Consider the following 23,263-nt stretch of genomic DNA (forward strand, 5'->3'; position numbering starts at 1 on the left):
AGTCCCTTTTGCATGATGATTCGACCAATGGTCAATAGGAGCGTGAACTTTTCCTAAAATGCCCAGTTGCCGCTCCGGAATACAGGCTCTTCCGTGCCGTCCTCCGTAATGCCGTTAATGTCCATATCGGCCGAACCGATCATGAAATCGACATGGGTTACGCTGGTGTTCAAGCCATGTTCGGCAAGTTCCTCCTGGGACATTCCCTTGCCGCCTTCAAGACAGAAGGCATAGGCGCTTCCGATGGCCAAGTGGTTGGAGGCATTTTCGTCGAAAAGGGTGTTGAAATACAAGATGTTTGATTCCGAGATCGGAGATTGGTGAGGAACAAGCGCCACCTCGCCGAGATAACGTGCACCCTCATCCATATTCAGCAGACGCTCCAGCGTTTCATAACCTTGCTCTGCAGTAAAGCTTACAACACGCCCGTTTTCAAATGTAAGGGAGAAGTTGTCCACGATGTTGCCCGCATAGCTGAGCGGTTTCGTGCTCCGGACGGTTCCGTTAACGCCGGTTTTCAGCGGGGCGGTAAACACTTCTTCCGTCGGCATGTTGGCAACAAAAGAATGTCCACGTTCGTTAATGCTGTCACCTTGGGCCCAGATGTGGCCTTTTGGCAGCTCTATAGTAAGATCCGTGCCGGGGGCTATGTAATGCAAGGCTTTATACTGTTTCGCGTTGAGAACCGTCGATTTTTGCTCCAGTACCTCCAGATGGCGGTTCCATGCATCCACCGGGTTGTCCTGATCCACTCGGACGGTATGGAAGATGGCTTCCCAAAGTTTATCCATTTGTTCCGTTTCCGGAACGTCGGGGAATACTTTCGCAGCCCATGCCGGTGAAGGCACAGCAATGAGGCACCAGCTGAACTTATCGGCCTGCTGGTAGGCGCGGTACTGCTTCATGGCCTCTCCGCGCGTCTTGTAGTAGTTCGCGATGCGCTCCGGATCGATTCCGTTCAGGAGGTCCGGGTTTTCCGCAAGCACATGCAGAACAGCGGCACCATTCTCCACAAGCTCGACTATTTCGCCGACAAACCATTTCGGTTTTTCCGTAAACACATCGTCAGAGGCCTTCTCGTACTGCAGGCGGGTTAATGCCTCGTCATTCCAGATGACCTTGACTAAACGGGCACCCGCATCGTATGCCTTTGCAGCGATCAAGCGAATAAAACTCGCGGCTTCCACCGGAGCATGAACGACTAGCGTCTGCCCCTTTTGTACATTGACTCCAACCCTTACAGCCAATTCCGCATACTTGTCCAGAGAAGTTTCAAATTTGGACATTTCGGTACCCCTCCATTACATAGTTTTAGTAAAGCAATAACCACATTATACTAAATTGGAACACATATGAAAAACTCTAATGTATCCCTTTGAAAAGTGATATACTGTCTTGTGTAAACACCGTCAGTCAAATCGAAGGAGAGTGCAGCATGTCTCAGTTAAAAGTGACGCGTGCCGGAATGCACCGTAATGAAGAGGGGCATTTTGTAGGGTATGCCGTGTTTTCTGCGGAAGGACATGTTTCCGCTTATGAAATTACATTCTTAAGCAAAGACGGCCGCGATTGGGATTACAGCCTGAATTTTGCCGGCGAACCGGGACCCGAGGAACAATTTCTGAAGATCGATTCACTTATCGAGGAGGACGACGAGCTGTTTGACGATCTTCTGGATGCGGCGATTGATGCCGGCGGCATGGGGTAATTTTTGCCGTGTGTCAACCGACAGGAAGAAACACAAATAAACCGTCCAATTCCACAACCATGGATATGGACGGTTTATTACGTGTGCAGGCGAATCGATCGTCTTGACCGCTAACCGATGATGATTCGGCCTTCCGGATGGCGGTATAAATCCTTGTAGCGCTTACGGTTTAAAGCATATGCCAAGGTGAGGGGACCCAAACGGCCCAGGAACATCAACAGGGCAACCGTCACTTTCCCGACCCCGGACAGCTCCGTCGTCAGGCCCATGGATAAGCCGACCGTACCGAAAGCGGATACCGCTTCAAACAGAATGGCCAAGAAATCACTGGGTTCGGTAACGGACAGGAACATGGAGAATCCGACAAGAAGCAGCAGGGACAGGATCGTTAAGGTGACCGCACGGTAAACAATGGCCTGGGAGATCCGGCTGCGGTAAAGCACGACATCCTGTTTTCCCTTCACCATGGTGATCACGGCGCCGATCAGCACGGCAAAGGTGGTGACCTTTATTCCGCCACCGGTTGAGCCGGGGGCGGCTCCGATGAACATCAGCATGATCAGAAGAAACTGTGAGGATTGCTGCAAACCGCCGATGTCAATCGTGCTTACGCCTCCCGACCGCGACGTGATGGACTGGAAGAACGAAGCCATTATTTTTTCAGGAAAAGAGAGAGGCCCCATCGTTTTCGGATTGTTAAACTCCAGGACAAACAACATGACGGCACCGACGACAATGAGCACGGATGTTACGGTCAGCACAACCTTGGAGTGGAGAGAAAGTTTACGGCACCTTGGATACTCCATGACATCAAACATGACGATAAATCCGATGCCTCCTAAAAAGATCAAGGCCATATTGACGATATTCAAATAGGGATCGGTTCCATAGACAACAAAGCCTGCAAACGGCCCGTGCATGGTTCCGAGCAGATCAAAGCCCGCATTGTTAAAGATGGAAATGCTTTGGAACACGCCCCAGTGCAATGCCGTGGATAAAGGCACTTCCTGCCAAAATCGAAGAGTGAGCAGCAGGGCTCCCACGCCTTCGATAATGAATGCGTAAATAAGCACCCTGCGGATCAGGTCTACAATTCCCTGAATTTGATACTGGCCCATGGCCTCCTGCAGAATGATTCTCTCCCGAAGCGAAATTCTACGGTTAAGCATCAACGCAATCCATGTAGCAGAGGTCATGAAACCGAGCCCTCCAAGCTGAATGAGGATGAGCATAACGATCTGGCCGAAGCCGGACCAGTGCGTCCCGGTGTCGACTACGGCAAGCCCGGTTACGCTGATCGCGGATACGGCCGTAAAAAATGCGTCGGTCAGCGGTGTCGGCGTGCCGTCTGCGGAAGATAAGGGCAGCTTCAGCAGCAAGGTGCCACAAAGCGTAATGGTTAGGAAACCGAGAGCCAAGAATTTCGGCGGGCTCATTTGGTTCCGCAAATCTTTCCTTTTCATAACGTCAGATAAGTTCTCCTTAATTTTAATCAATCATTCTCTAATATAACATGAAAGGTGAATCAATTAACCCGCATGAATCAAGAAAAATCTCCAATCCCGGTTGCGATACCCTTATTTATTGGCATCACCGCCATATCTTTTTCCTCCATTTTCGTCAAATGGTCGGAGGCTCCCGTATCCGTCCAGGCCATGTACCGGCTGCTCATTACAATCTTGCTGATGCTGCCGTTTGGTTTGAAATACATACGGGAAATCAGGCATTTTAATAAAAAAGATTATCTTCTTCTCATGGCTTCCGGTCTTATGCTGGCGGTTCACTTCCTGCTTTGGATGGGTTCGCTGTCCTGGACCAGCGTTGCAAGCTCTACGATCATTTTGGCGCTTCAGCCGGTATTCGTGATGATCGGGGCCTACTTTCTCTTTAAAGAAAAAACGACCGTATCCGCGCTGTCCGGCATGGGGATCGCATTTCTCGGCGTGTTTTTGCTCATCGGAAAAGGCGGAATGGACGGAGCCGGAAACCATTTGACCGGAGATGTCATGTCCCTCCTGGGAACGGTCGCGGTCGCCATGCACATGTTATTGGGACAGATGCTCCTGAAAAAGATATCCTCCTTATTATACAGTTGGTTTGTTTTTGCTTTTGCCGCAGCGGTTCTGGCCGTGTACAATATTTTTTCCGGAATCCCCATGACGGGTTACCCACCGGGGGAGTGGGGAATATTCGCGCTGTTAGCTATTGTTCCGACGGTGTTCGGCCATCTCTTGTTCAACTGGCTGATGCGTTATTCCTCGGCGTCCACGGTGTCCATGAGCGTGCTTGGAGAACCGGTTGGTGCCAGTCTGCTTGCATTTTTGCTGCTCCACGAGTCGATGAACGGACTTCAGGCAGCGGGAGGGGGATTGGTGCTACTGGGACTTGTCCTGTTTTTGAATGCCCGTCCCTCCCGGAAACCGGCGGGAGATTTGCCGACCGAAAGTTTATAAATATCCGTCCATCCCCTTCAGTAATCTGTTGTAACTTAAAAGAAGCCGAGTAAAACCATGTCATGCGGCGCACACTGAATAGGTGTATGCAGTTGAAAACCAGCATCTTCAGTACGGATGCAGAAGGGGAGGAGCGGCTTGAAGGCTGTTACTTACCAGGGGCGAAGGAAGATCAAGGTGAAGGAAGCGGAGGATGCCTCGCTGCGGCGGAAGGATGATATTCTCGTCCGTATCACGTGTTCCGCCATTTGCGGTTCGGACCTTCACATATACAATGGCGAGCTTAAGAGTATGTCGGATAACTATATTATCGGACATGAACCGGTTGGGATTGTCGAGGAAGTTGGACCCGAGGTAACCGCCGTGAAAAAGGGGGATCGGGTCGTGATTCCTTTTTGCGCTTCGTGTGGTTCTTGCTTTTACTGCATGAACCATATGGAGAGCCAATGCGATTATTCAAACGATGCGAAGGATACCGGAGGGTATCTTGGCTTTGGCGATAATTACGGGGGCTTTCAGGGGGCACAGGCCGAGCTGCTTCGGGTGCCTTTCGGCGATTCCATGCCGTTTATTGTACCGGAAAACAGCGAGCTGGAGGATGAGAAGCTCGTGCTGTTAACCGATACAGCGCCTACGGCTCTTTGGGGTGTGGAGCACGCCGGTGTCAGGAAGGGCGATACGGTCATTGTATTGGGGTGCGGACCGGTCGGGCTGCTGGCACAGAAAATGGCATGGCTGAAAGGGGCGAGCAGGGTGATTGCGGTAGACCATGTGGAATACCGCCTCCAGCACGCGAAAAAAACCAACCGGGTGGAAGCATTCAATTTTCGGGAAACGAAGGATATCGGCTTCTATCTCAGAGAGCTTACGAAGGGCGGAGCCGACGTGGTGATCGATTGCGTCGGACTGGACGCCAAGCGAACGGCAGTGGAAACGATCGAGACTGCGCTGATGTTGCAGGGAGGCTCCCTTGGCGCTCTGAGGATTGCAGTCGATGCTGTACGGAAGTTCGGTACGATCATGCTTGTAGGTCTATACGGCCTGAAATATAACGCATTTCCGCTGGGGGCGATGTATGAGCGAAATGTCACCCTTAAAATGGGGATTGCTCCGGTCAATCACTATATTCCGGTTCTCTACGAGATGATGATCGGGGGTAAACTGGATCCTTCGGACATCATTACACACCGGCTCCCCCTGACCGATGCGGAAAAAGGGTATCGTCTTTTTAACGATAAAGAGGACGGATGCATAAAAGTGATTTTAAAACCTTAACCATGATGATAGAAGCTTCGGGACGGCGGTTCCGGAGTTTTTTTCTTGTCGAAATGGTTGAATGAACGGGGGAAAGGAGACGTTTCAAAAGAACGGACAAACGTAAAAGAAATCGCTCTTTGGACGATGGAAGCCTGTAGCCGCCATTTCGTAAAGCGATTTCTTTGTCATTTCCAGAACGAACCCTGCCGAACACTTACAGGAGCCCCAAACAGATTTTTAAGACAGCCCGCTTGCGATATTCCAGTGCTTTAAGGTTTCCTCCAATCCCGCTTCCACGGAATATTCCGGACTCCACTGCAAAAGCGCGGCCGCTTTGCCGTTGTCCAGGCAGCTGTGCTGAATATCCCCTGTTTTGGGCGGATGGTAAGCCACCTCCACAGGCGTTTTGCATTGTCCACGGATGATTTCGATCAGCCGGTTTATGCTTGTGCTCTGACCGGTGCTGACATGAATTACTTCGCCTTGTCCCTTCCGAATGGCGGCAAGGTTGGCGCTTACGACGTCCTGAACATAAATAAAATCCCTTGTTTGGTTTCCGTCGCCATATACGTTCAGGGGAAGGGACCTGGCGAGCCGTTCTCCGAAAACGGAGACGACACCGCCCTCGCCTTTATCAGTCTGACCCGGTCCGTATACGTTCCCATAGCGAAGAATGGTATACTCAAGACCGTAAAAATCCCCGTATAAGCCGATGTACCGTTCTGCTGCAAGCTTGGATAAAGCGTAGAAGGATATGGGAGACACCGGATCCTCTTCCGTTATCCTGTTCTTTTGCAGCTCCCCATAGACACCCGAGGTAGATGCGAATATCATTTTCCGGACGTTGGCTGTCCGGCATGCATCAAGCAGATTGATCGTTCCCATAATATTGGCTGCGGCGTCGGCGTCCGGTGCTTGTATCGAGCGCTGGACATCCGCTTGGGCAGCCAGATGGAAAACCGTATCCGGCTTGAGCAGCCGGACGTATGCAGAAGCCTGATCGCTGCCCACGTCCGTCACGTGGAGCACAGCTTCATCGTGAAGCCGTCCCGGATCACCGGTTGTCAGGCTATCTATCACATGTACCTCATACCCCTGGTTCACGAGCCGGTTCACGAGGTGGGAGCCGATAAATCCGGCTCCGCCGGTAACTACCATTTTCATGCACTGAACCCTCCAGCCTTAGATTGGAATGCTCTATCCTACGTCAGACGGGAGAAGGATGCATGAGTCAGGTGACCAACTCCGCGAAGGAATTAGGCCTGTATCCTTAGCATAGAACGGCCCATAATTTTACTCGTATTTTTACCTTTGGTTTACCCGCCGTTTACATACCTGTTATAATAGGGAACGATTGTTATAAATTCATTCAAAAGAGGGATAGAAAAAACATGGATAGAATACAGAGTAACAGACTGGCATGGTTCAGCGGCGTGTTTGTTCTTCTCCTGCTGAAAATGATGCTTTTGAGACTGTTTATATTCGATGAAGTGCTATGGGGCCGGCTTCTGGCCGATGCGGTTTCCCTGCTCGCGCTGATGAGTTTTTTGGAGCTGATCGTTCCGACAAGGAGGAAACCGGTCGTATACTGGGTATTTAACCTCATCGTTTCGGTTATTTTGTTCGCCTCCGCGATTTATCATGTTTATTTCGGTTCCATTCCTACGTACACGGCGCTTTCCGGCCTTGGACAAGTCCATCAGGTTCGAGGCAGTATTTCGACGCTGATTGAACCCTTGCATTTTGTTTTCTTTGCCGATGTCGTCGTCATGGCCGTAATGTGGATCGTCAACCGGGTGCGGAGCCGCAAGAGAACCGATTACGGCTTCCGTATGAAATCCTACGGCTACTCCGGGTCAAGAGAAAGAAAACCGGGATGGAAGCTCGGTATGGCAGCCGTGCTGATCCTTGGGTTTGTTTTATCGGGATGGATCATCCGAAAGGATTGGGGAATCGAAAATGAACTTGTTCGGGCGGAGCACATGGGCTTTGTGAATTATCAGGTAGCCGCCGTCCTAAAGAACAGCCAGGAGAACCGGGCTTTGGCCGCGGGGAACCTGCAGGATACCACCCGGAAGGTCGAGGAGCTGAAAGAAAGCTATCCTTACCGTGACGGTAAAAATGCTAAGGATAAGCCGGAGTATTTCGCTTCGGGCCGCGGGAAAAACCTGATTGTCGTTCAAATGGAATCCTTGCAGAACTTCCCAATCCATCAATCCCTTGACGGCCAGGTCCTGACCCCCGTGATGAACAGTTTGGCGGAAGAGGGGCTGTACTTTCCATATGTGTACCAGCAGATTGGACAAGGCAATACTTCCGATGCCGAGTTTATGTCGAATACGTCCATATATCCCCTTGGATCCGTAGCCATGTCTACCGGATTCGGCAATAGGGAGCTTCCGAGTTTGCCGAAACTGCTTGGCGGCGAAGGATATGTGTCCAATACCTTCCATGTGAATGATGTATCCTTCTGGGACCGAAGCAAAATGTATCCTGCCCTGGGGTTTGATCATTATTACGACAAGCCGAGTTATACCAACGACCACTTCAATGAATTCGGTGCCTCGGACGAGGAGATGTACAGGGTAGGTTTGGAAAAGTTCATGAACCTGCATCGGGAGAACAAGCTGTTCTATGGCCAATTCGTTTCCGTTTCCAGCCATTCGCCGTTCTCGGTTCCGGACAGCTTTTCCAAGATTAAAATTCCGGAAGGCCTGAAAGGCACGCAGCTCGGCAACTATCTGAATTCCGTCAACTACTCCGATTACGCCCTTGGCCGGCTGATTGAATCCTTAAAGCAAAACGGGCTTTGGGACGACACGGTGCTGGTGGTGTATGGCGATCATTTCGGAATCAATCCGAATGATACGGATGCTTCGCTGATTACGTCCACGCTGGGAGTTCCTTACCATGATCAGGTAAGCCGCTTCAACATTCCGCTACTCGTTAGAATTCCCGGCATGGAAAAGGGTTTAACGGTAGAACAGACGGGCGGTCAGCTGGATATCCTGCCGACGGTGGCCAATATTATGGGCGTTTCTTTAAAAGAAGAAAATTTCACGGCATTCGGGAACGATCTTCTGAACATCGACAGAAACGTGGTCGGGATGAGATATTACCTGCCAACCGGTTCCTTCTTTAATAACGAAGTGATGTTCGTGCCGGGGGACGGTTTTGATGACGGCACAGCCGTTTCGCTCAAAACGTTGGAACCGGTAACCGATATTTCGCGCTACCGGGACGACTATGACTATATACTCAAGCTGATGAAATTGTCTGACGAGTACGTCAAGCTGCTTCCCAAAAGAGCGCCATAAGCAACAAAACCAAAGGCCGCCGGATATGACTCCGGACGGCCTTTGGTTTTGCCTGTGACGGTCAGTGAGCTTATGATGCTAATTATTTGTTGTGCGATATATGTTAACCTGATAATATGTATTTTGGGTTTACATATATCATATTCCATTCATAATAAGGAGATCATTGATGATTGCACAACAAACAAATGATTGGTTAGGTCTTGCGGAACGCGTTATCCAAGGGCATGCGGTTACGGCAGCGGAAGCCCTTGCGGTTCTTCAAAGCCCGGATGAGGAGCTGCTCGTGCTGATGCAGGCAGCGTTTTTAATCCGGCAGCGGCATTTTGGCAAAAAAGTGAAGCTGAACATGATTTTGAATGCGAAATCCGGGCTTTGTCCCGAAGACTGCGGTTATTGTTCCCAATCCATTGTTTCCGAAGCGCCGATTGACAAGTATGCGTGGCTGACAAAGGAAAAAATACTGGAGGGAGCACGGGAATCGATGCGGAGGAAGGCGGGCACCTACTGTATCGTGGCCTCCGGCCGCAGGCCGACGGACCGAGAAATCGACCATGTAGCCGAAGCGGTAAGGGAGATCAGGGCTACCACCAACCTCAAGGTATGCTGTTGTCTCGGCTTTTTAAAGGAAAGCCATGCCCAAAAACTGGCCGCTGCCGGAGTTCACCGGTATAACCACAACCTGAATACCTCCAAGGACAATTATGGCCGCATCACTTCAACCCATACATATGAAGACCGTATCGATACGGTGGAGCAGGTTATCGCGGCCGGGATATCCCCGTGTTCCGGCGCCATATTCGGCATGGGAGAAACCGCGGAGGAATCCGTTGAGATCGCGATGGCGTTAAGACAGCTGGGAGCCGACTCCATCCCCTGCAACTTCCTGAATCCGATTGACGGGACTCCCTTGGAGAGAAGAAGGGAACTCACCCCGATAAAATGCCTCAAGCTGCTTGCCATGATGCGTTTTGTCAATCCGGCGAAAGAAATCCGCATCTCGGGAGGCCGTGAGGTCAATCTGCGTTCCTTGCAGGCGATGGGACTGTATGCGGCCAATTCCATATTTGTCGGGGATTACTTGACGACGGCCGGGCAGGATCAGCTTTCGGATTGGAAAATGATTGAGGATCTTGGCTTTGAAATTGAAGAATGCGCGCTTTGAAACTCTTGACTTCATATTCGGTACAGCTTAATATAATACCCACTGGGGTAAATAAAAGTCATCTGCCAAATGACGATGCGTTGTGTTACAATATACCATCGGAGGATGAAAATACATGTTTACCTTGGGGGAGGGATACCGTTTGTTTTTCGTTTATTTTTTGGCTGGCGCAATCCTGATTTATACATACCGCCGTTTGGTGCCGATTCACGGGCTAAAGCTGGTGAAATGCAGCGATTTGGAGCAGGCCAAAAAGCACAGCCGGAACCTAAAGCTGCTGGATGTTCGAGACGTATCGGAATACGAAGCGGATCACTGCCACTTGAAGGAATCGGTCAACATTTCGCTCGGCCGCCTTCCTTTCGTGTGGGAGCAGTCGTTAAGCCCCGAGGATGAAGTCATTATTTTGGCTCCCAAAAAATCCGAAGGATACTTGGCAGCCCGAAAATTAAAAAAGGCCGGTTTTACCTCGTTGTCATACTTGACGGAAGAATGCCGGTGCTGCCCGTCCAGCCGGTGACACGGCGGAAGGGGAGAGAGCCCGACAGCTGGCGATGCTGCCGGGCTTATTTTTCTTACAGGGCATATTTGACAATGATAATCTTTATCATTTAGAATAAACATTAATACATATTACAGGGAGTGGAAGATATGTTAATTGAAACGAAAACGATTACCGTTAAAGCCGGCACTTCGCAGCTGGTTGTGGATCGCTTCAGTCAGCCGGGACCGATTGAGCAGATCGAAGGTTTTATCGATCTTAGCGTTCTGGTCAAGAACGGACGCAAGGGCGACGAGACGGAAGAAGTCGTCGTTATGATCCGCTGGGAGTCCAAAGAAGCTTGGAAGCGCTGGGAAACCAGCGAAGCGCATATCCAGGGACATCGGGAGAGCCGCGGCAAGCCTAAACCGGAGCATGTCCTGGATTCTTCTCACGGCATGTACGAAGTGAAGGCGGTAAAGGGCCCGAGAGCCGTCGAAGTAACTGAATAAGGGCTTGCCATCATATCATGATTTGTTATGTTCTATTCTTTTTAAAGAGCGGTGTGAGCCGTTCTTTTTTTGTGCTTGGAAATCGTAAAGTCGGTCTTCAATTGGTTAAAATGGAAAAAATGAGGGAACGTTATATTCGGTGCTGATCCAACTATGACATGATAAGGAGTGGTTTCCCAAGTGTATCATTTATACAGCCATAATGACCTTGACGGTGTGGGCTGCGGTATTGTCGCGAAATATGCCTTCGGTGATCAGGTAGATGTTCGATATAACTCCATCAGCGGCCTGAATTTCCAGGTTCAACGGTATTTAAGCCGGGTTCCACTGCAGGGAAATCCTGACGATATGCTGTTTATAACGGATTTGACGGTAAGCCCCGAGATGGAAGAGCGGCTGGATCAGCATGTTCGGGAAGGCGGACAAGTCCGGCTGATCGATCATCATAAAAGCGCGCTGCATTTTAACGACTACAGCTGGGCCCAGGTGGATGTTCACCATGCGGACGGAAGGCTGGCCTCGGCAACGTCTTTGCTGTACGGGTATTTGATTGCAAACGGTCTGGTTGAACCCACGGAAGCCCTGAATCAATTTGTGGAGATGGTGCGCCTGTATGACACCTGGGAATGGGAAACCGAGAACAAAATCGAAGCCAAGCGGTTGAACGACCTATTTTACATGGTGTCCCTCGATGAATTTGAAGCTAAGATGGTCGACCGCCTACGAACCCGGCACGAATTCTCATTCGATGAGTTCGAAGAAAAGATTCTTGATATGGAAGAAGACAAAATCGAGCGTTACATCCGCCGGAAAAGAAGGGAGATGGTTCAGACCTTCATCGGTGACGAATGTGTCGGCATCGTATATGCGGAATCTTATCATTCCGAGCTGGCCAGCGAGCTGGGAACAAGCAATCCTCATCTGGATTACATTGCCATCCTTAACATGGGCGGCCGCAAAATGAGCCTGAGGACCATTCACGATCACATCGATGTGTCAGCCGTTGCGATGCGTTACGGCGGAGGCGGACATGCCAAAGCATCGGGCTGCACGATAGGCGAGGAAGTGTACCGATTGTTTGCAGCCGAACCGTTTGAATTGGAACCGCTGCGAATGGATGCCACCCGAAACCAGTTCAACATCAAAGGAGCCAAAAGCGGGGTCCTGTACGAAAGCTGGGGAGACGACCAAATCTTTGTGTACATGTCACCAACAGGGGAGTGGCTCGTGGAATGGAACGGAGAACCGCTTCTGTTTCATTTTTCGGACTTTGAGGGGGCGGAGCGGCACATCAAACGCAACTACGGAGCTTGGCTGGCTAGGGATGAGGCTTACGTAAGCATGCTGACGGAACATATGCTGCGCAGTAGGGCGGGCGATATCCAGCTGCTTCCCGATGATGACGATGAAAAGACATTGGAGGATATTTAAAATTTAATCCTTGCAAAAATTCCACACTTCCCACACGGTTTCCACATAAATGTCGGGTAAGTTGATAAAAGCCCAACGTTAAACAAGGGAATACATTTTGTGGAGGGATCAATCATGAAAAAAATGTTTACCGCCGGTTCGGCAGCCGTTCTTACGGCCGCTCTATTGGCAGGCTGCCAAAATACCGGCAATACCGTGCCTTCCGAGCCTTCCGCAGGAAGCGCAGACCTATCCCAAACCGAGATTACAACACCTTGGATCGGCACTAAAAATACGACAAGGATCAACACCTCCGATCCGGTTCAGGCAGCCGCAACGGCTTCCAAATCGCTATGGACCGCCACGGGAGACAACAACAGGCCGGGAAGCGTTGTGCTTGTCGATTCGGAGAATTGGCAGGTTGCGGCGGCCAGCGCCGATTTGATTCATCATCCCAGCAACGGGCCGATCCTTTTTGTCAATAAAGAGGGTGTGCCGGAGAGCACCCTAACCGAGCTGAAGCGCCTTAAACCTAAAGGTTCCGAGAGTAATGAAGGCATTCAGGTCATCGTGGTCGGCAAAGTGGCGGACAAGGTACACGAACAGCTGAAGGAGCTTGGCTATAAAACGGACCGCATTGAAGGGGATCGGCCGGCAGCCGTAGCACAGGCCATCGATTCTTATTACGCCAAGGTATCCGGAAGCACGCCGGAGTCGGTCATTGTCGGCTCCATGGACAGTCCCGAATATACGCTGCCGGCGGTAAACTGGATTGCCCATATGCCGGAACCTCTTTTGTATGTGAAAAAAGACGAAATTCCGGATGAAACGGTACAAGCGCTCGCAACACGCAACGGCAAAGCAAGCATCTATGTGATCGGTCCGGAATCCGCCGTATCCAAGCAGGTGGAAGAAGACTTGAAAGCCTACGGCAAAGTTACGCGGATATCCGGCAGCGATCCGTATGAAAATGCTGTCAACTTTGCCAAATTCAAAGATCCGGCAACCGGTTTTGGCTGGGGAATCGATTCTCCAGGTCATAATTTCTCATTCCTGCCGGGGGATAGCACGATGCTGACCATTGCAGCGGCTCCTTTTTCTCATTTAGGCAAGCATGCCCCGCTTCTCTTTACGAACAAGGACGCGATGCCGGAGTCGGTTATGAAGTTTGTGATGTCGATTCAGCCTAAATTTGAAACAACACCGACGGAAGGGCCGTACAACCATGCCTGGATTACCGGGGATGAGGCTGCCATTTCCGCCAAGGGACAGAGCGAGATCGATGATATGTTAGAAATTGTTCCGGCTTCGGGCGGCGATGCCCACAGCGGTCATTAATTTGTCACAGTCGCTTCACAGCCAGTTCACAGACTTCACATCAAAAACACATGATTTTTCGATATCCTGAAGACAAAAATAAGGGGAGGAGAAATCATCGTGAAGAACAAATTATTCCTCGGTCTGGGAGCTGTTGTCCTAACGTTTGGAATCGGTACGGCAGTCTATGCAGAGGCAAACTCCGTTCCATTTGAAGACATGCTTCCGTTTATGAAGCAGATGCATCCTCAGGCCACGGAGCGGCAGTTGAACGACATGTACCAGAGCTGCCACGGCAACAATGGAGGCATGATGCAAGATTGGACCCAAAACCGCAGCAGCGGGATGCAAGGAAACGGCCCAATGATGCGCGGATACCAGGGAGGCTCGATGATGGGGAACGGACAAGCCGGTCCCGATCAGGACTTGCAGGATTTCTAACAAGCTGAGCCACCTGAAATCAAAAACTACATTTTATGGAAATACGCCCGTATCTCTGAATACGGGCTTTTTCGTATACATAGTGCCTCTTCATGATTTCAACATATTTTTAACTTATAATAAGGTCAGGAACGTCACAAGAAGCAGGTGGGACCTTTAATGAAAATAAAAGTATTGATCGTAGACGATGAATGGAATATGCGGAACTTGCTTCGAATCTACCTGATGAAGGAAGGATTTGAGGTGAAAGAGGCCTCGACCGGGCATGAAGCTTTATCCCTTGTAAAACAGCATTCGTTCGACCTGGTTTTATTGGATGTGATGATGCCTGACATGGACGGCTGGCAGGTGTGCAAAAAGATACGGGAATACAGTCAGCTTCCCGTTCTGATGCTCACGGCAAGGTCTGAGACGAAGGACAAGGTCCATGGTCTCGGCATCGGCGCGGATGATTATCTCACGAAACCGTTTGAGGTCGAGGAACTCATTGCCCGTATTTATTCCTTGATCCGCCGTTATACGCTGGCTCGAGCCGCCGTCCGTCCGGAGGTAAAGCTGCACTATCCGGAATTGTCCATCCATCCCGAAGGAAGACAAGTGATGATACAGGACCACTCGGTCGATTTTACCCAAAAGGAGTTTGATCTTCTGCTTACCCTGGCCCAAAACTGCCACCGCGCATTTTCCAGGGAAGAATTGGTTGAGCGATTGTGGGGCATTGATGTTCATGTGGAGACAAGAGTGGTGGATACCCACGTGAAAAACATTCGCGAGAAGGCGCAACGCGCCGGATTAAGCTATAACCCCATCCAGACGGTATGGGGGATCGGATACAAATTTCACTCTCCCGGTGAGACGGCATGATACAAAACCGGATCGGGTTAAAGCTGGGATTGTGGATGATCTCCCTGTTTCTTTTGGTCCTCGTGTTTCTTGGCGCCGCCATTGACCGGATATTTACTAATTTTCATCATTCCGATATGGAGAATAGCGTGAATGAAATGACGGCTCATTTCGTGACCATGGCGTCTTCCCCGGAAACGGCGACCGATCATTCGCTGGATGCTTTTGCCGACTTCTCGGATGTCAGCATGTTTTTTGTGAACAGAAACGGGGAGGTTGCCGCCCATTCGGGAGATCATGATCCCATGGATCGTGCGTTTATCCGGAAATCCGACGTGAGCAAGGTATTTTCCGGTCACGCTTTAAACTTTACGCATACCGATCCGTATGGTAAACGATACCTCGTATCCGTTATGGGTGTGCCGTCGGACGAGAATGGCGGAGCTGCCGACAAGGCTCTATATGTATTGGCATCCACGGCGCATATGGATGAATCTATTTCGCGCATACGGCAACTGCTGATCATCTCGGGTTTGGGAGCTTTTTTGCTGGCCATGGGCGTGGTATGGATTGCAGCACAGGTATTGTCCCGTCCACTGCTTCAGATGCAGCGGGCTACGCGCAAGATCGCGGCCGGCGATCTCGAAACCAGGCTAAACATCTCGAGCAAGGATGAAGTGGGTTCTCTGGCAGGGGCCATCAATGACCTAGCCCGGGACCTCCAGCGGTATCGGGATACGAGACAGGAGTTTTTTGCGAATATTTCACACGAGCTCCGGACGCCGATCACGTACCTGGAGGGATATGCAAGGGTAGTCAGAGAGCAGCTGTATGCTTCCGATGAAGAGAAAGAGAAGTATCTTGAAATCATTCAGGAGGAAGCGGTTCGGCTTCAGAGGCTGGTAAATGATCTGTTTGAGTTGTCCAAGATGGAGGAGGGCAGAATCAGCCTTACCATGGAATGGATCGATCTTAAGGAAATCGCCGGCAGTGCGGCCCGCAAAATGGAGTGGAAGGTGAAGGAAAAAGGTCTGGTCATGCGTACGGTGCTGGAAGGCGAAGTTCCATTGATCCGCGGCGACGGACTCCGAATGGAACAAATTTTATTGAATATGCTGGATAACGCCGTCCGATATACCGAGCATGGAGAGGTGGCCTTAATTGTCCGAGCGGACAGCTCTAATGTATGCGTAGCCGTTGAAGACAGCGGCGCCGGCATTCCGGAAGATGAACTGCCGTTAATATTCGACCGCTTTTACCGGGTGGAAAAATCGCGTTCCCGGCAGCATGGAGGCACCGGTCTTGGGCTCGCCATTGCCAAGAAGCTCGTTGAGCTCCAGGATGGAACGCTGAATGTGAGCAGCAAACCGGGTGTCGGCACGAGATTCGATATTTGCTTTCCTGTACCGGCAGGAGAGGAGGAGAAGGCATGAGAAAGCTGATGTGGTTTCCCGCGATTGCCCTTATGTTATTGGGAATAACATGTCTGGTCTTCTCGGCTTCCTCCGATCCGGGCAAATTTCTCATACCGATCGGGACGTTCCTGATCAGAATTTTCCTGCTGTTTGGTTTAATCCTTCTCGCTGGGGGAGCAGCTTATGTTTGGAATGTGCGGAAGCGGAAGCGATAGAATAAGAAAAACGTCTATCGAAGCACTTCCTCAGAAGACAGACCGCATTTAGCGGAAGTTTTTCTTGCGATATCAGGAAGGCCCATGCTTTGAAGTTTATGCTTTCTGATATCTAAAGAAAAACGTCTATCGAAGCACTTCCTCAGAAGACAGACCGCGTTTAGCGGAAGTTTTTCTTGCGAGATAAGATGGCAAACCTCTGAAGTTTATATTTTCTTATCTCTTAAACAAAACAGCCTTCCTTGGAAACCAAGGAAGGCTGTTTCTATGCCGTTTTCGTCTACAGGGCTTTTAGTTAGGAATACCAGCCCCATACGAAGATGAACAGCGTGCCGAATATCGTAACGAGCGCCACGAACAGGGCATATGCGATATTGATATACAGCGATTTTTTATCGCCCGATTCGCCGATGTGCATAAACAGGACGAGCTGGAGGGAAGCCTGCAGTATTGCCGTTACCAGCAGTATTCCCATTTCAGCCGCAGCCGGCAAATCCATGAGCACGACCAGCGCAATGGCGGAAAGGACGAGGGAGGAAACATAACCAACTACGTGCTTAATCGGAAACAGCTGTTTCATCATGTCACATCAGTCCTTTCAGGTAAACAAAGCTGAAAATAAAGATCCAGACCACGTCCAGGAAATGCCAATACAGCGAGAAGATAAAGGACTTGTTGGCCGTTCTGTGGTCCAGGCCGTATTTCTTAATCTGCAAAAGAATGCCTGTGCCCCAGAGAAGACCGAAGGTCACGTGGGCTCCGTGCGTTCCCAGCAACGTAAACAAGCTGGACAGGAACGCGCTGGTTGAAAGGGTAGCCCCTTCATGAACGTAAGTGAAGAACTCCATGATCTCCACGGCAAGGAATCCTGCGCCGAGGAGCAGGGTGATGACCATAAAGATCATCGTCTGCTTTTTCAGTCCAAGACGCATGCTGTGAACGGCAAGACCAATCGTAAAGCTTGACGTCAGCAGCAAAAAGGTTTCGATCAGAACGGGTCCGATTTCGAATATTTCCGCACCGCTCGGACCGGTCGCAAAGCGGTCAACCAAAACGAAGTAAACCGTAAACAGGGTTGCGAAGAGTGCAATTTCAGCTCCAAGGAAAAGCCAAAAGCCAAAAATCTTGTTGCTGTTCTCCTCTGTCCCGTATTCAAGCGGCTGAGTGGCATCTATTTTCATACCGTTTCACCCCGCAGTTTCTTTTCTGTTTGAACAACCTCTTCAGCCGGGATGTAATAACCGTCATCGCGGTCGGAGGACATGGTTGCCATAATGATCAATACTCCAATGCCGGAGATAATGGCCGGAGTCCACCAACTGAATACCAGGAAAAAGCCCAGGAAGAAGAAGGCGACGCCGAGAATAAACGGTTTGCCGGAATTGCTCGGCATGTGAATCTTCTGTATCTTTTCGTCCGAAAGCGGCTTTTTATTCAGTTTGGAGAACCAGAAGGCGTCGCGTTCCGTAACTTTTGGCGTTACAGCAAAGTTATATACTGGCACAGGACTAGGCGTAGACCATTCCAACGAACGAGCGTCCCATGGATCTCCGGTTTTGTCCCGAGGTTGGTAACGCGTACTCCAGTAGATGTTGTAGCACAGAAGAACGAAACCAATCGCCAAGCCGATTGCGCCGACCATCGAGATCATGCTGAGTGGCCCGAATCCGGTCTCAGCCGAATAGGTGTACATCCGGCGCGTCATCCCTTTCAATCCCAGGAAGAACAGCGGGAAGAACGTTACGTTAAACGAAATGGCGATGAACCAAAAGGAGGCTTTGCCAAGTCGCTCGTTCAGGCGGAAGCCGAACACTTTAGGGAACCAGTAATGGAAACCGGCGAGTACGGCGAACACGGCACCTGGGATGAGCGTGTAGTGGAAATGCGCCACCAGGAACATCGTGTTGTGATACTGATAGTCCGCGCTGGCCATCGCCAGCATGACGCCTGTCACGCCGCCGATCGTAAAGACCGGAATAAAGGCCAGTGAATAAAGCATCGGCGTCGTAAAGGTTATTCGGCCCTTACGCATCGTGAACAGCCAGTTGAATATCTTGACTCCGGTCGGAACGGCAATAGCATCGTAGTAATGGAGAAGAAACCGTTGACCATAGCGCCTTGGCCCATGGTGTAGAAATGGTGAGCCCAGACAAGGAAAGACAAACCGGAAATCACGGCCATACTGATAACCATCGATGTATATCCATAAAGATTTTTTTTCGAGAAAGCCGAAATAATCTCACTGTAAATACCGAAAGCAGGCAGAATAACAATGTATACTTCAGGGTGTCCCCATACCCAGAACAGGTTGGCCCACAGCATATCCATGCCGCCGTTCGCCATCGTGAAAAACTGGGAACCGAAAAGTCGGTCAAACATCATCAGAAGCAATGCAATCGTCAATACCGGGAATGCAAAGATAATGATGACACAAGTAATGAGAATGGACCAGGTAAACATCGGCATTTTCATCAGAGTCATGCCTGGTGCGCGCATTTTAAGAATGGTAACAATAAAGTTTATACCGGTAAGCAGTGTCCCGATCCCTGATATTTGAAGGGCGAGGGAGTAATAGTTCATACCTACGCCCGGGCTGAATTCATTGCTGGCCAGAGGGAAATATGCGGTCCAACCTGCGTCAGGCGATCCTCCGATAACGAAGGCGAGATTAAGGAGCATGGCTCCTGCGAAGAACAACCAGAAGCTGATTGCGTTCAGACGCGGAAAAGCAACGTCACGTGCGCCAATCTGCAGCGGGATGATGATGTTCATCAGACCAAAGATGAATGGCATGGCCATAAAGAGAATCATGATAAGGCCATGTGTCGTAAATATTTCGTTGTAGTGCTGTGCGTCCAAAATTTTCATATCAGGCATGGAGGTTTGAGCACGCATCAAAAGTGCTTCAGCACCGCCGCGGAACAGCATAAGTAATGCAGATATGATATACATTACACCTATTTTCTTATGATCTACTGTAGTTAGCCATTCCCGCCACAAATATCCCCATTTTTTGAAGTAGGTCAGACCTACGATAATTGCGAGCGAGACGAGTACGATACTCACCATGGCGCCATAGATCAATGGTTCACCGGTAACGAAAAATTCGTCCCATTTCATAAGGGCTTAACTCCTTTCTGGATGTCCGAAGTGCATTTCGTTTGAAGGAGGAACAGATCCTCCGAAACATTAATGCCCTTCATGGTTTGTTGAGCTATGTTCGTCCGGATTATCACTAGGTTCACTGTCCGGATCGGAATGCTCTGTTTCGTTCTCCTGATGAGCTGCATTTCCGTGATGGCCATGCTCTTCAGGTGGAGGGCTGAAAGTCAGGTGGTTATTCGAGAAGGACATTCTGCCGACGTGATCCGTTTCAAGAAGCTTCTTGAACTCGGTTTCGGTTAATTCGGGCGCAGTCTCCTTAACGTCTTTCACCCATTCATCAAACTCGGCAGGAGTCATTGCCAGTGCTTCGAATTCCATGTGCGCGAATCCTTCGCCGCTAAAGTTCGAGTTCTTGCCCATGTAAGATCCAGGGACTTCAGCAACCAGATTGAGTTTAGTTATCATGTCGCTCATGGCATACTTTTGTCCTGCCAGCTGAGGAATCCATAGGCTGGTGATCGGCCCGAAGGAATAATTCCGGAACTCGATCGGGCGATTTGTCGGAATGTTCACATAGTTAACGGTCTCGATGCCTTCCTCCGGATAACTAAAGTGCCACTTCCAGTCCGAGGATGAGGCGTAGATAACAAGAGGTTTCTGGTCCTTATAGCCCTCTGGAACGTTTTCAACGGCAACCGTGGTCTTCACGGTTACTACCGACAGAAAGGCTACAATAATAATAGGAATAGTAATCCAAGTTATCTCTAACCATTTGCTGCCCTCTTCATGAGGCGGTGTATAACCTTCATTGGATTTCTTGGCCCGGTATTTTACCAGCATAAAGACAAATAAGGCGTAAACTACAGCCAAAACTCCGAGCATCATAATAATGGAAAGTATGATGGTTTCGGATAGGGTTCTTGCAGCTGGTCCTTTTGGATCTAATACCGTGATCGAACTGCATCCCGATAATAGCAAGGTTAAACTAAGGAACAATGCAAATAACGGCCCTCTTTTTTTCATGATGTACCCCTTCCTTCAATACTTCGTTCTTTAAGCGTTGTTCAATCCTAAACCTATAGTAAGAAGTATCTTTGGGTATTGCAAAATGCATATACTTGAATCAATTACAAATAATGGTTGAAACATGGCAATGTTTTTAACATTGTGTGTTCAAATTGTTACAGAACCCTACGTCTATGAGGGAAATCACAGTATTCATGCGGGTTTTGGCGAGTTCAAACTTTGTTCAAACATTCACGAGAATTACCAGATTCGTCACAAATTCAGGCTCCGATTTTTCGTTAAATCCTTACTGGGCAAGCCTTTGAGCCTCATATGCAATTGAAGGAAATCAAGGCAAAAGCTTGGGCGGATGGTAATGCTCCACTCTGTACAGATTCTATAAATCTTTCAAACGCTCTGTACAGCAGTTTTTCAATCTGCCGACTTTTTAAAGAATTTGCGGGCAATGGAATCCTTGAAACAGGGACGGGAAGCCCGTCCAAAAGAGAAGCCGCAAGCCTTTCATATAGAAGGCTCGCGGCTTTTATAAGGGATCGTTAAGGGAAGAGTGTAGACTAAGCGCGTTATCAATCACCGAGACGATCGAGGTTTCTTAAGACCGTCCAGCAGATGCTGAAAAGCTAATACAGGGCGGCGATATACCATGCGGGGGCCGGAATACCGCATCACCTCTTTGATCCGTTCGCGCTTGTCCGGCTTGTAGCAATGAATGGGGCATTTGCCGCAAGTCGTTTTGGTTTCGCCGAACCGGCAATGACTAAGCCGCTTATGCGCATACTGATGCAGTTCGGCGCATGAATCACATAACCCCTCCTTATGTTCGAGGTCCGCATGATGCCTTTCGCAATAAAGCCGGATCATGTAAGCGACAGTCTTTTTTTCCCTCGCGATGCGCGGTCCATCCATACAACATCCTCCTTGCTCACTCTCATTTTCATGGCTTTCATTCGGATTATAGTAAGAATCGCGAAGGAAGAAGGTGATTGAGTTAACAAAAAACGGATTAAAATTCATGCGTTCCCCAAGAAGTCCGTCAAGTGCATCCTGGTAAGAATTTTAAAAACGTTCAAGAGAATATATTGTACGGTTGTACAGGAATGAATTGTCTATTTATACTAGACATAGATATCCATTAGATGATATTGTGCCGTTTTTTGTGAGGGAAGGAGGGAATTGCTTTGATCTTATGGATAAACGGTGCATTCGGAGCCGGCAAAAGCCAGACCGCCTATGAGCTAAAGCGGCGAATTCCGGATTCATTTGTGCTCGATCCTGAGCAAGCAGGATATTACATACGTAAAAACTTGCCCGATGAAGTGAAGAAAAGCGACTTTCAGGACTATCTGATGTGGAGGGAATTCAACTATGCCATGCTCCGCTACCTCGATGCTAACTCAACCCGAATCATTATTGCGCCCATGACTATTACGAACCCGGCATATTTCGATGAAATTATCGGGCGATTGCGCAAGGATGGGGTAGACGTCCGGCATTTCACGCTTTTTGCATCGCGAGAGGTTTTGCTGAAGCGGCTGAAGAGTCGGGGAGACGGGGAAAAGTCTTGGCCGGCGCAGCAGATAGACCGGTGCGTGAAAGAATTGTCCCAGGATGTCTTTAAACACCGAATCGACACGGATCAGATGTCCATCGATGAAGTCGTGGAGAAAATTGCCGAAATGGCGGAAGTCTCCCTGCTGCCGGATCACCGAGGAAAGATCAGAAAAAAATGGGATCGGCTCAGGACCCAACTTGGACAAATTCGTTTATTTTAATCATTTTGCATTCGAGGTGAAAAGATTGAATCATCCTATTCTTTTGGATTTCCCCGAGAGGTTCGAAACCGAAAGGTTATTGGTCCGTGCGCCCCAATGGAGCGACGGAGAGCTGGTTAATGAAGCTATTAGAGAAAGTGCCGAGGAACTGCGAAAGTGGCTTCCTTTTGCAAGAAACATTCCTTCGCTGGAGGAGTCGGAATCATTCGTAAGAAAAGCGAGATTGAATTTTATGGAGAGGACCGACATGGTGCTGCACCTGTTTGACAAGAACGGCGGGGCCTTCGTGGGAAGCAGCGGGCTGCATCGGATCGACTGGGAAGCGCGGCGTTTCGAGATCGGTTACTGGATCCGCAGTTCCCGCTCCGGAAACGGTCTGATGACCGAGGCGGTTAACGGTATTACCGCCTTTGCCATCCGGTACCTGGAAGCAAACCGCATCGAAATCCGCTGCGACTCCAGGAACAGCCGCAGTGCCAGCGTAGCCAAACGCGCAGGCTTCACTCTTGAAGGCGTTCACCGCAATTGGCAAAGGGACGTGGATGGCGCCCTGACCCATACCATGGTATTTGCCAAAGTCCGCGGCGATGAGTTTTAAAATAACGGCGTTCAACGTAGCCGGCGCTTGATATGAAACTTCGATTTGAAACCTTCCTTTTCAAGGGAGGCCTTTCAAATCGAAGTTTTTTTTAGAGATAAGTAAATATAAACTCCAGAGGATTGCCATCCTTACCTCGCAAGAAAAACATCCGTTAAATGCGGTCTGTCTTCTGAGAAAGTACTTCGATAGACGTTTTTGTTAAGAGATAAGAAAGATTAAACGTCA

General features: G+C 49.6%; 22 protein-coding genes and 1 pseudogene. 15 read left to right on the forward strand and 8 right to left on the reverse strand.

The window, feature by feature from the left end; genetic code table 11:
• Positions 1-53: 53 nt before the first annotated feature.
• Entirely contained in the window at positions 54-1,286 is a 1,233-nt protein-coding gene (locus XI25_RS01795; RefSeq protein WP_046677097.1) for an aminopeptidase, read from the reverse strand.
• 149 nt (positions 1,287-1,435) lie between these two features.
• Between XI25_RS01795 and XI25_RS01800 the strand changes: the two genes are divergently transcribed.
• Positions 1,436-1,708: a hypothetical protein gene (locus tag XI25_RS01800; protein WP_046677098.1), complete on the forward strand. Its 273-nt coding sequence runs from the start codon at positions 1,436-1,438 to the stop codon at positions 1,706-1,708.
• 110 nt (positions 1,709-1,818) lie between these two features.
• On the opposite strand, the gene XI25_RS01805 is transcribed toward XI25_RS01800, so the two are convergent.
• Complete coding sequence (locus XI25_RS01805) at positions 1,819-3,171, reverse strand: TrkH family potassium uptake protein (protein WP_046677099.1); 1,353 nt, start codon at positions 3,169-3,171, stop codon at positions 1,819-1,821.
• Between the two features lie 75 nt (positions 3,172-3,246).
• On the opposite strand from XI25_RS01805, the gene XI25_RS01810 reads away from it, so the two are divergent.
• Positions 3,247-4,161, forward strand: a complete 915-nt coding sequence (locus XI25_RS01810) for a DMT family transporter (protein WP_046677100.1) — start codon at positions 3,247-3,249, stop codon at positions 4,159-4,161.
• Between the two features lie 138 nt (positions 4,162-4,299).
• A complete protein-coding gene (locus tag XI25_RS01815; protein ID WP_046677101.1) occupies positions 4,300-5,436 on the forward strand; it encodes an alcohol dehydrogenase catalytic domain-containing protein in 1,137 nt (378 codons plus the stop codon).
• Positions 5,437-5,655: 219 nt separating this feature from the next.
• On the opposite strand, the gene XI25_RS01820 is transcribed toward XI25_RS01815, so the two are convergent.
• On the reverse strand, positions 5,656-6,582 hold the full coding sequence (locus tag XI25_RS01820) for an NAD-dependent epimerase/dehydratase family protein (RefSeq protein WP_046677102.1): 927 nt from the start codon (positions 6,580-6,582) through the stop codon (positions 5,656-5,658).
• Between the two features lie 227 nt (positions 6,583-6,809).
• Between XI25_RS01820 and XI25_RS01825 the strand changes: the two genes are divergently transcribed.
• The 10 genes from XI25_RS01825 to XI25_RS01870 all read left to right on the forward strand — a co-directional run bounded on the left by XI25_RS01825 (position 6,810) and on the right by XI25_RS01870 (position 16,534).
• Complete coding sequence (locus XI25_RS01825) at positions 6,810-8,735, forward strand: LTA synthase family protein (RefSeq protein WP_046677103.1); 1,926 nt, start codon at positions 6,810-6,812, stop codon at positions 8,733-8,735.
• A gap of 166 nt (positions 8,736-8,901) precedes the next feature.
• Complete coding sequence (bioB, locus tag XI25_RS01830; RefSeq protein ID WP_442950349.1) at positions 8,902-9,900, forward strand: biotin synthase BioB; 999 nt, start codon at positions 8,902-8,904, stop codon at positions 9,898-9,900.
• A gap of 115 nt (positions 9,901-10,015) precedes the next feature.
• Complete coding sequence (locus XI25_RS01835; RefSeq protein WP_046677105.1) at positions 10,016-10,420, forward strand: rhodanese-like domain-containing protein; 405 nt, start codon at positions 10,016-10,018, stop codon at positions 10,418-10,420.
• A 131-nt stretch (positions 10,421-10,551) separates the two neighbouring features.
• Positions 10,552-10,893 (forward strand): antibiotic biosynthesis monooxygenase, encoded by a 342-nt coding sequence (locus tag XI25_RS01840; RefSeq protein WP_046677106.1) that lies wholly within the window; start codon positions 10,552-10,554, stop codon positions 10,891-10,893.
• Between the two features lie 180 nt (positions 10,894-11,073).
• Positions 11,074-12,324 (forward strand): DHH family phosphoesterase, encoded by a 1,251-nt coding sequence (locus tag XI25_RS01845; RefSeq protein ID WP_046677107.1) that lies wholly within the window; start codon positions 11,074-11,076, stop codon positions 12,322-12,324.
• Between the two features lie 114 nt (positions 12,325-12,438).
• A complete protein-coding gene (locus XI25_RS01850) occupies positions 12,439-13,641 on the forward strand; it encodes a cell wall-binding repeat-containing protein (RefSeq protein WP_046677108.1) in 1,203 nt (400 codons plus the stop codon).
• 99 nt (positions 13,642-13,740) lie between these two features.
• Positions 13,741-14,061, forward strand: coding sequence for a hypothetical protein (locus XI25_RS36040; RefSeq protein ID WP_046677109.1), 321 nt, complete (start codon positions 13,741-13,743; stop codon positions 14,059-14,061).
• Positions 14,062-14,220: 159 nt separating this feature from the next.
• Positions 14,221-14,925, forward strand: coding sequence for a response regulator transcription factor (locus tag XI25_RS01860; protein WP_046677110.1), 705 nt, complete (start codon positions 14,221-14,223; stop codon positions 14,923-14,925).
• Positions 14,922-16,337: a sensor histidine kinase gene (locus tag XI25_RS01865; RefSeq protein WP_046677111.1), complete on the forward strand. Its 1,416-nt coding sequence runs from the start codon at positions 14,922-14,924 to the stop codon at positions 16,335-16,337. Before XI25_RS01860 ends, XI25_RS01865 begins: the two co-directional genes overlap by 4 nt.
• Positions 16,334-16,534 carry a hypothetical protein gene (locus XI25_RS01870; protein ID WP_046677112.1) on the forward strand — a complete coding sequence of 67 codons (201 nt, stop codon included), beginning with the start codon at positions 16,334-16,336 and terminating at the stop codon, positions 16,532-16,534. Before XI25_RS01865 ends, XI25_RS01870 begins: the two co-directional genes overlap by 4 nt.
• A gap of 295 nt (positions 16,535-16,829) precedes the next feature.
• Here XI25_RS01870 and qoxD read toward each other — a convergent pair whose 3' ends face one another.
• The 5 genes and pseudogenes from qoxD to XI25_RS01895 form a co-directional block, all read right to left on the reverse strand.
• On the reverse strand, positions 16,830-17,117 hold the full coding sequence (gene qoxD / locus XI25_RS01875; protein ID WP_046677113.1) for a cytochrome aa3 quinol oxidase subunit IV: 288 nt from the start codon (positions 17,115-17,117) through the stop codon (positions 16,830-16,832).
• A 1-nt stretch (position 17,118) separates the two neighbouring features.
• Positions 17,119-17,715, reverse strand: coding sequence for a cytochrome aa3 quinol oxidase subunit III (gene qoxC, locus XI25_RS01880; RefSeq protein WP_046677114.1), 597 nt, complete (start codon positions 17,713-17,715; stop codon positions 17,119-17,121).
• Positions 17,712-19,654: pseudogene (gene qoxB, locus XI25_RS01885) on the reverse strand (cytochrome aa3 quinol oxidase subunit I). Before qoxB ends, qoxC begins: the two are co-directional and overlap by 4 nt.
• A gap of 69 nt (positions 19,655-19,723) precedes the next feature.
• A complete protein-coding gene (gene qoxA / locus XI25_RS01890; protein ID WP_046677115.1) occupies positions 19,724-20,662 on the reverse strand; it encodes a cytochrome aa3 quinol oxidase subunit II in 939 nt (312 codons plus the stop codon).
• A 573-nt stretch (positions 20,663-21,235) separates the two neighbouring features.
• The gene (locus XI25_RS01895) at positions 21,236-21,571 is read right to left on the reverse strand and encodes a nitrous oxide-stimulated promoter family protein (RefSeq protein WP_046677116.1); all 336 of its coding nucleotides are present in this window, start codon (positions 21,569-21,571) and stop codon (positions 21,236-21,238) included.
• Positions 21,572-21,843: 272 nt separating this feature from the next.
• Between XI25_RS01895 and XI25_RS01900 the strand changes: the two genes are divergently transcribed.
• Both XI25_RS01900 and XI25_RS01905 read left to right on the forward strand, forming a co-directional pair.
• Complete coding sequence (locus tag XI25_RS01900) at positions 21,844-22,437, forward strand: AAA family ATPase (protein ID WP_046677117.1); 594 nt, start codon at positions 21,844-21,846, stop codon at positions 22,435-22,437.
• A 25-nt stretch (positions 22,438-22,462) separates the two neighbouring features.
• The gene (locus XI25_RS01905) at positions 22,463-23,035 is read left to right on the forward strand and encodes a GNAT family N-acetyltransferase (RefSeq protein ID WP_200901345.1); all 573 of its coding nucleotides are present in this window, start codon (positions 22,463-22,465) and stop codon (positions 23,033-23,035) included.
• Positions 23,036-23,263 lie beyond the last annotated feature (228 nt).

It is taken from the genome of Paenibacillus sp. DMB20 (genome assembly GCF_000987955.1).
Classification (GTDB): domain Bacteria; phylum Bacillota; class Bacilli; order Paenibacillales; family Paenibacillaceae; genus Paenibacillus_AQ.

Bases quoted from the DNA above. Each gene is read 5' to 3' on its own strand.
- XI25_RS01795 (WP_046677097.1), bottom strand. From the start codon at position 1,286: ATGTCCAAATTTGAAACTTCTCTGGACAAGTATGCGGAATTGGCTGTA.
- XI25_RS01800 (WP_046677098.1), top strand. From the start codon at position 1,436: ATGTCTCAGTTAAAAGTGACGCGTGCCGGAATGCACCGTAATGAAGAG.
- XI25_RS01805 (WP_046677099.1), bottom strand. From the start codon at position 3,171: ATGAAAAGGAAAGATTTGCGGAACCAAATGAGCCCGCCGAAATTCTTG.
- XI25_RS01810 (WP_046677100.1), top strand. From the start codon at position 3,247: ATGAATCAAGAAAAATCTCCAATCCCGGTTGCGATACCCTTATTTATT.
- XI25_RS01820 (WP_046677102.1), bottom strand. From the start codon at position 6,582: ATGAAAATGGTAGTTACCGGCGGAGCCGGATTTATCGGCTCCCACCTC.
- XI25_RS01825 (WP_046677103.1), top strand. From the start codon at position 6,810: ATGGATAGAATACAGAGTAACAGACTGGCATGGTTCAGCGGCGTGTTT.
- XI25_RS01835 (WP_046677105.1), top strand. From the start codon at position 10,016: ATGTTTACCTTGGGGGAGGGATACCGTTTGTTTTTCGTTTATTTTTTG.
- XI25_RS01840 (WP_046677106.1), top strand. From the start codon at position 10,552: ATGTTAATTGAAACGAAAACGATTACCGTTAAAGCCGGCACTTCGCAG.
- XI25_RS01850 (WP_046677108.1), top strand. From the start codon at position 12,439: ATGAAAAAAATGTTTACCGCCGGTTCGGCAGCCGTTCTTACGGCCGCT.
- XI25_RS01860 (WP_046677110.1), top strand. From the start codon at position 14,221: ATGAAAATAAAAGTATTGATCGTAGACGATGAATGGAATATGCGGAAC.
- XI25_RS01865 (WP_046677111.1), top strand. From the start codon at position 14,922: ATGATACAAAACCGGATCGGGTTAAAGCTGGGATTGTGGATGATCTCC.
- XI25_RS01870 (WP_046677112.1), top strand. From the start codon at position 16,334: ATGAGAAAGCTGATGTGGTTTCCCGCGATTGCCCTTATGTTATTGGGA.
- qoxD (WP_046677113.1), bottom strand. From the start codon at position 17,117: ATGATGAAACAGCTGTTTCCGATTAAGCACGTAGTTGGTTATGTTTCC.
- qoxC (WP_046677114.1), bottom strand. From the start codon at position 17,715: ATGAAAATAGATGCCACTCAGCCGCTTGAATACGGGACAGAGGAGAAC.
- qoxA (WP_046677115.1), bottom strand. From the start codon at position 20,662: ATGAAAAAAAGAGGGCCGTTATTTGCATTGTTCCTTAGTTTAACCTTG.
- XI25_RS01895 (WP_046677116.1), bottom strand. From the start codon at position 21,571: ATGGATGGACCGCGCATCGCGAGGGAAAAAAAGACTGTCGCTTACATG.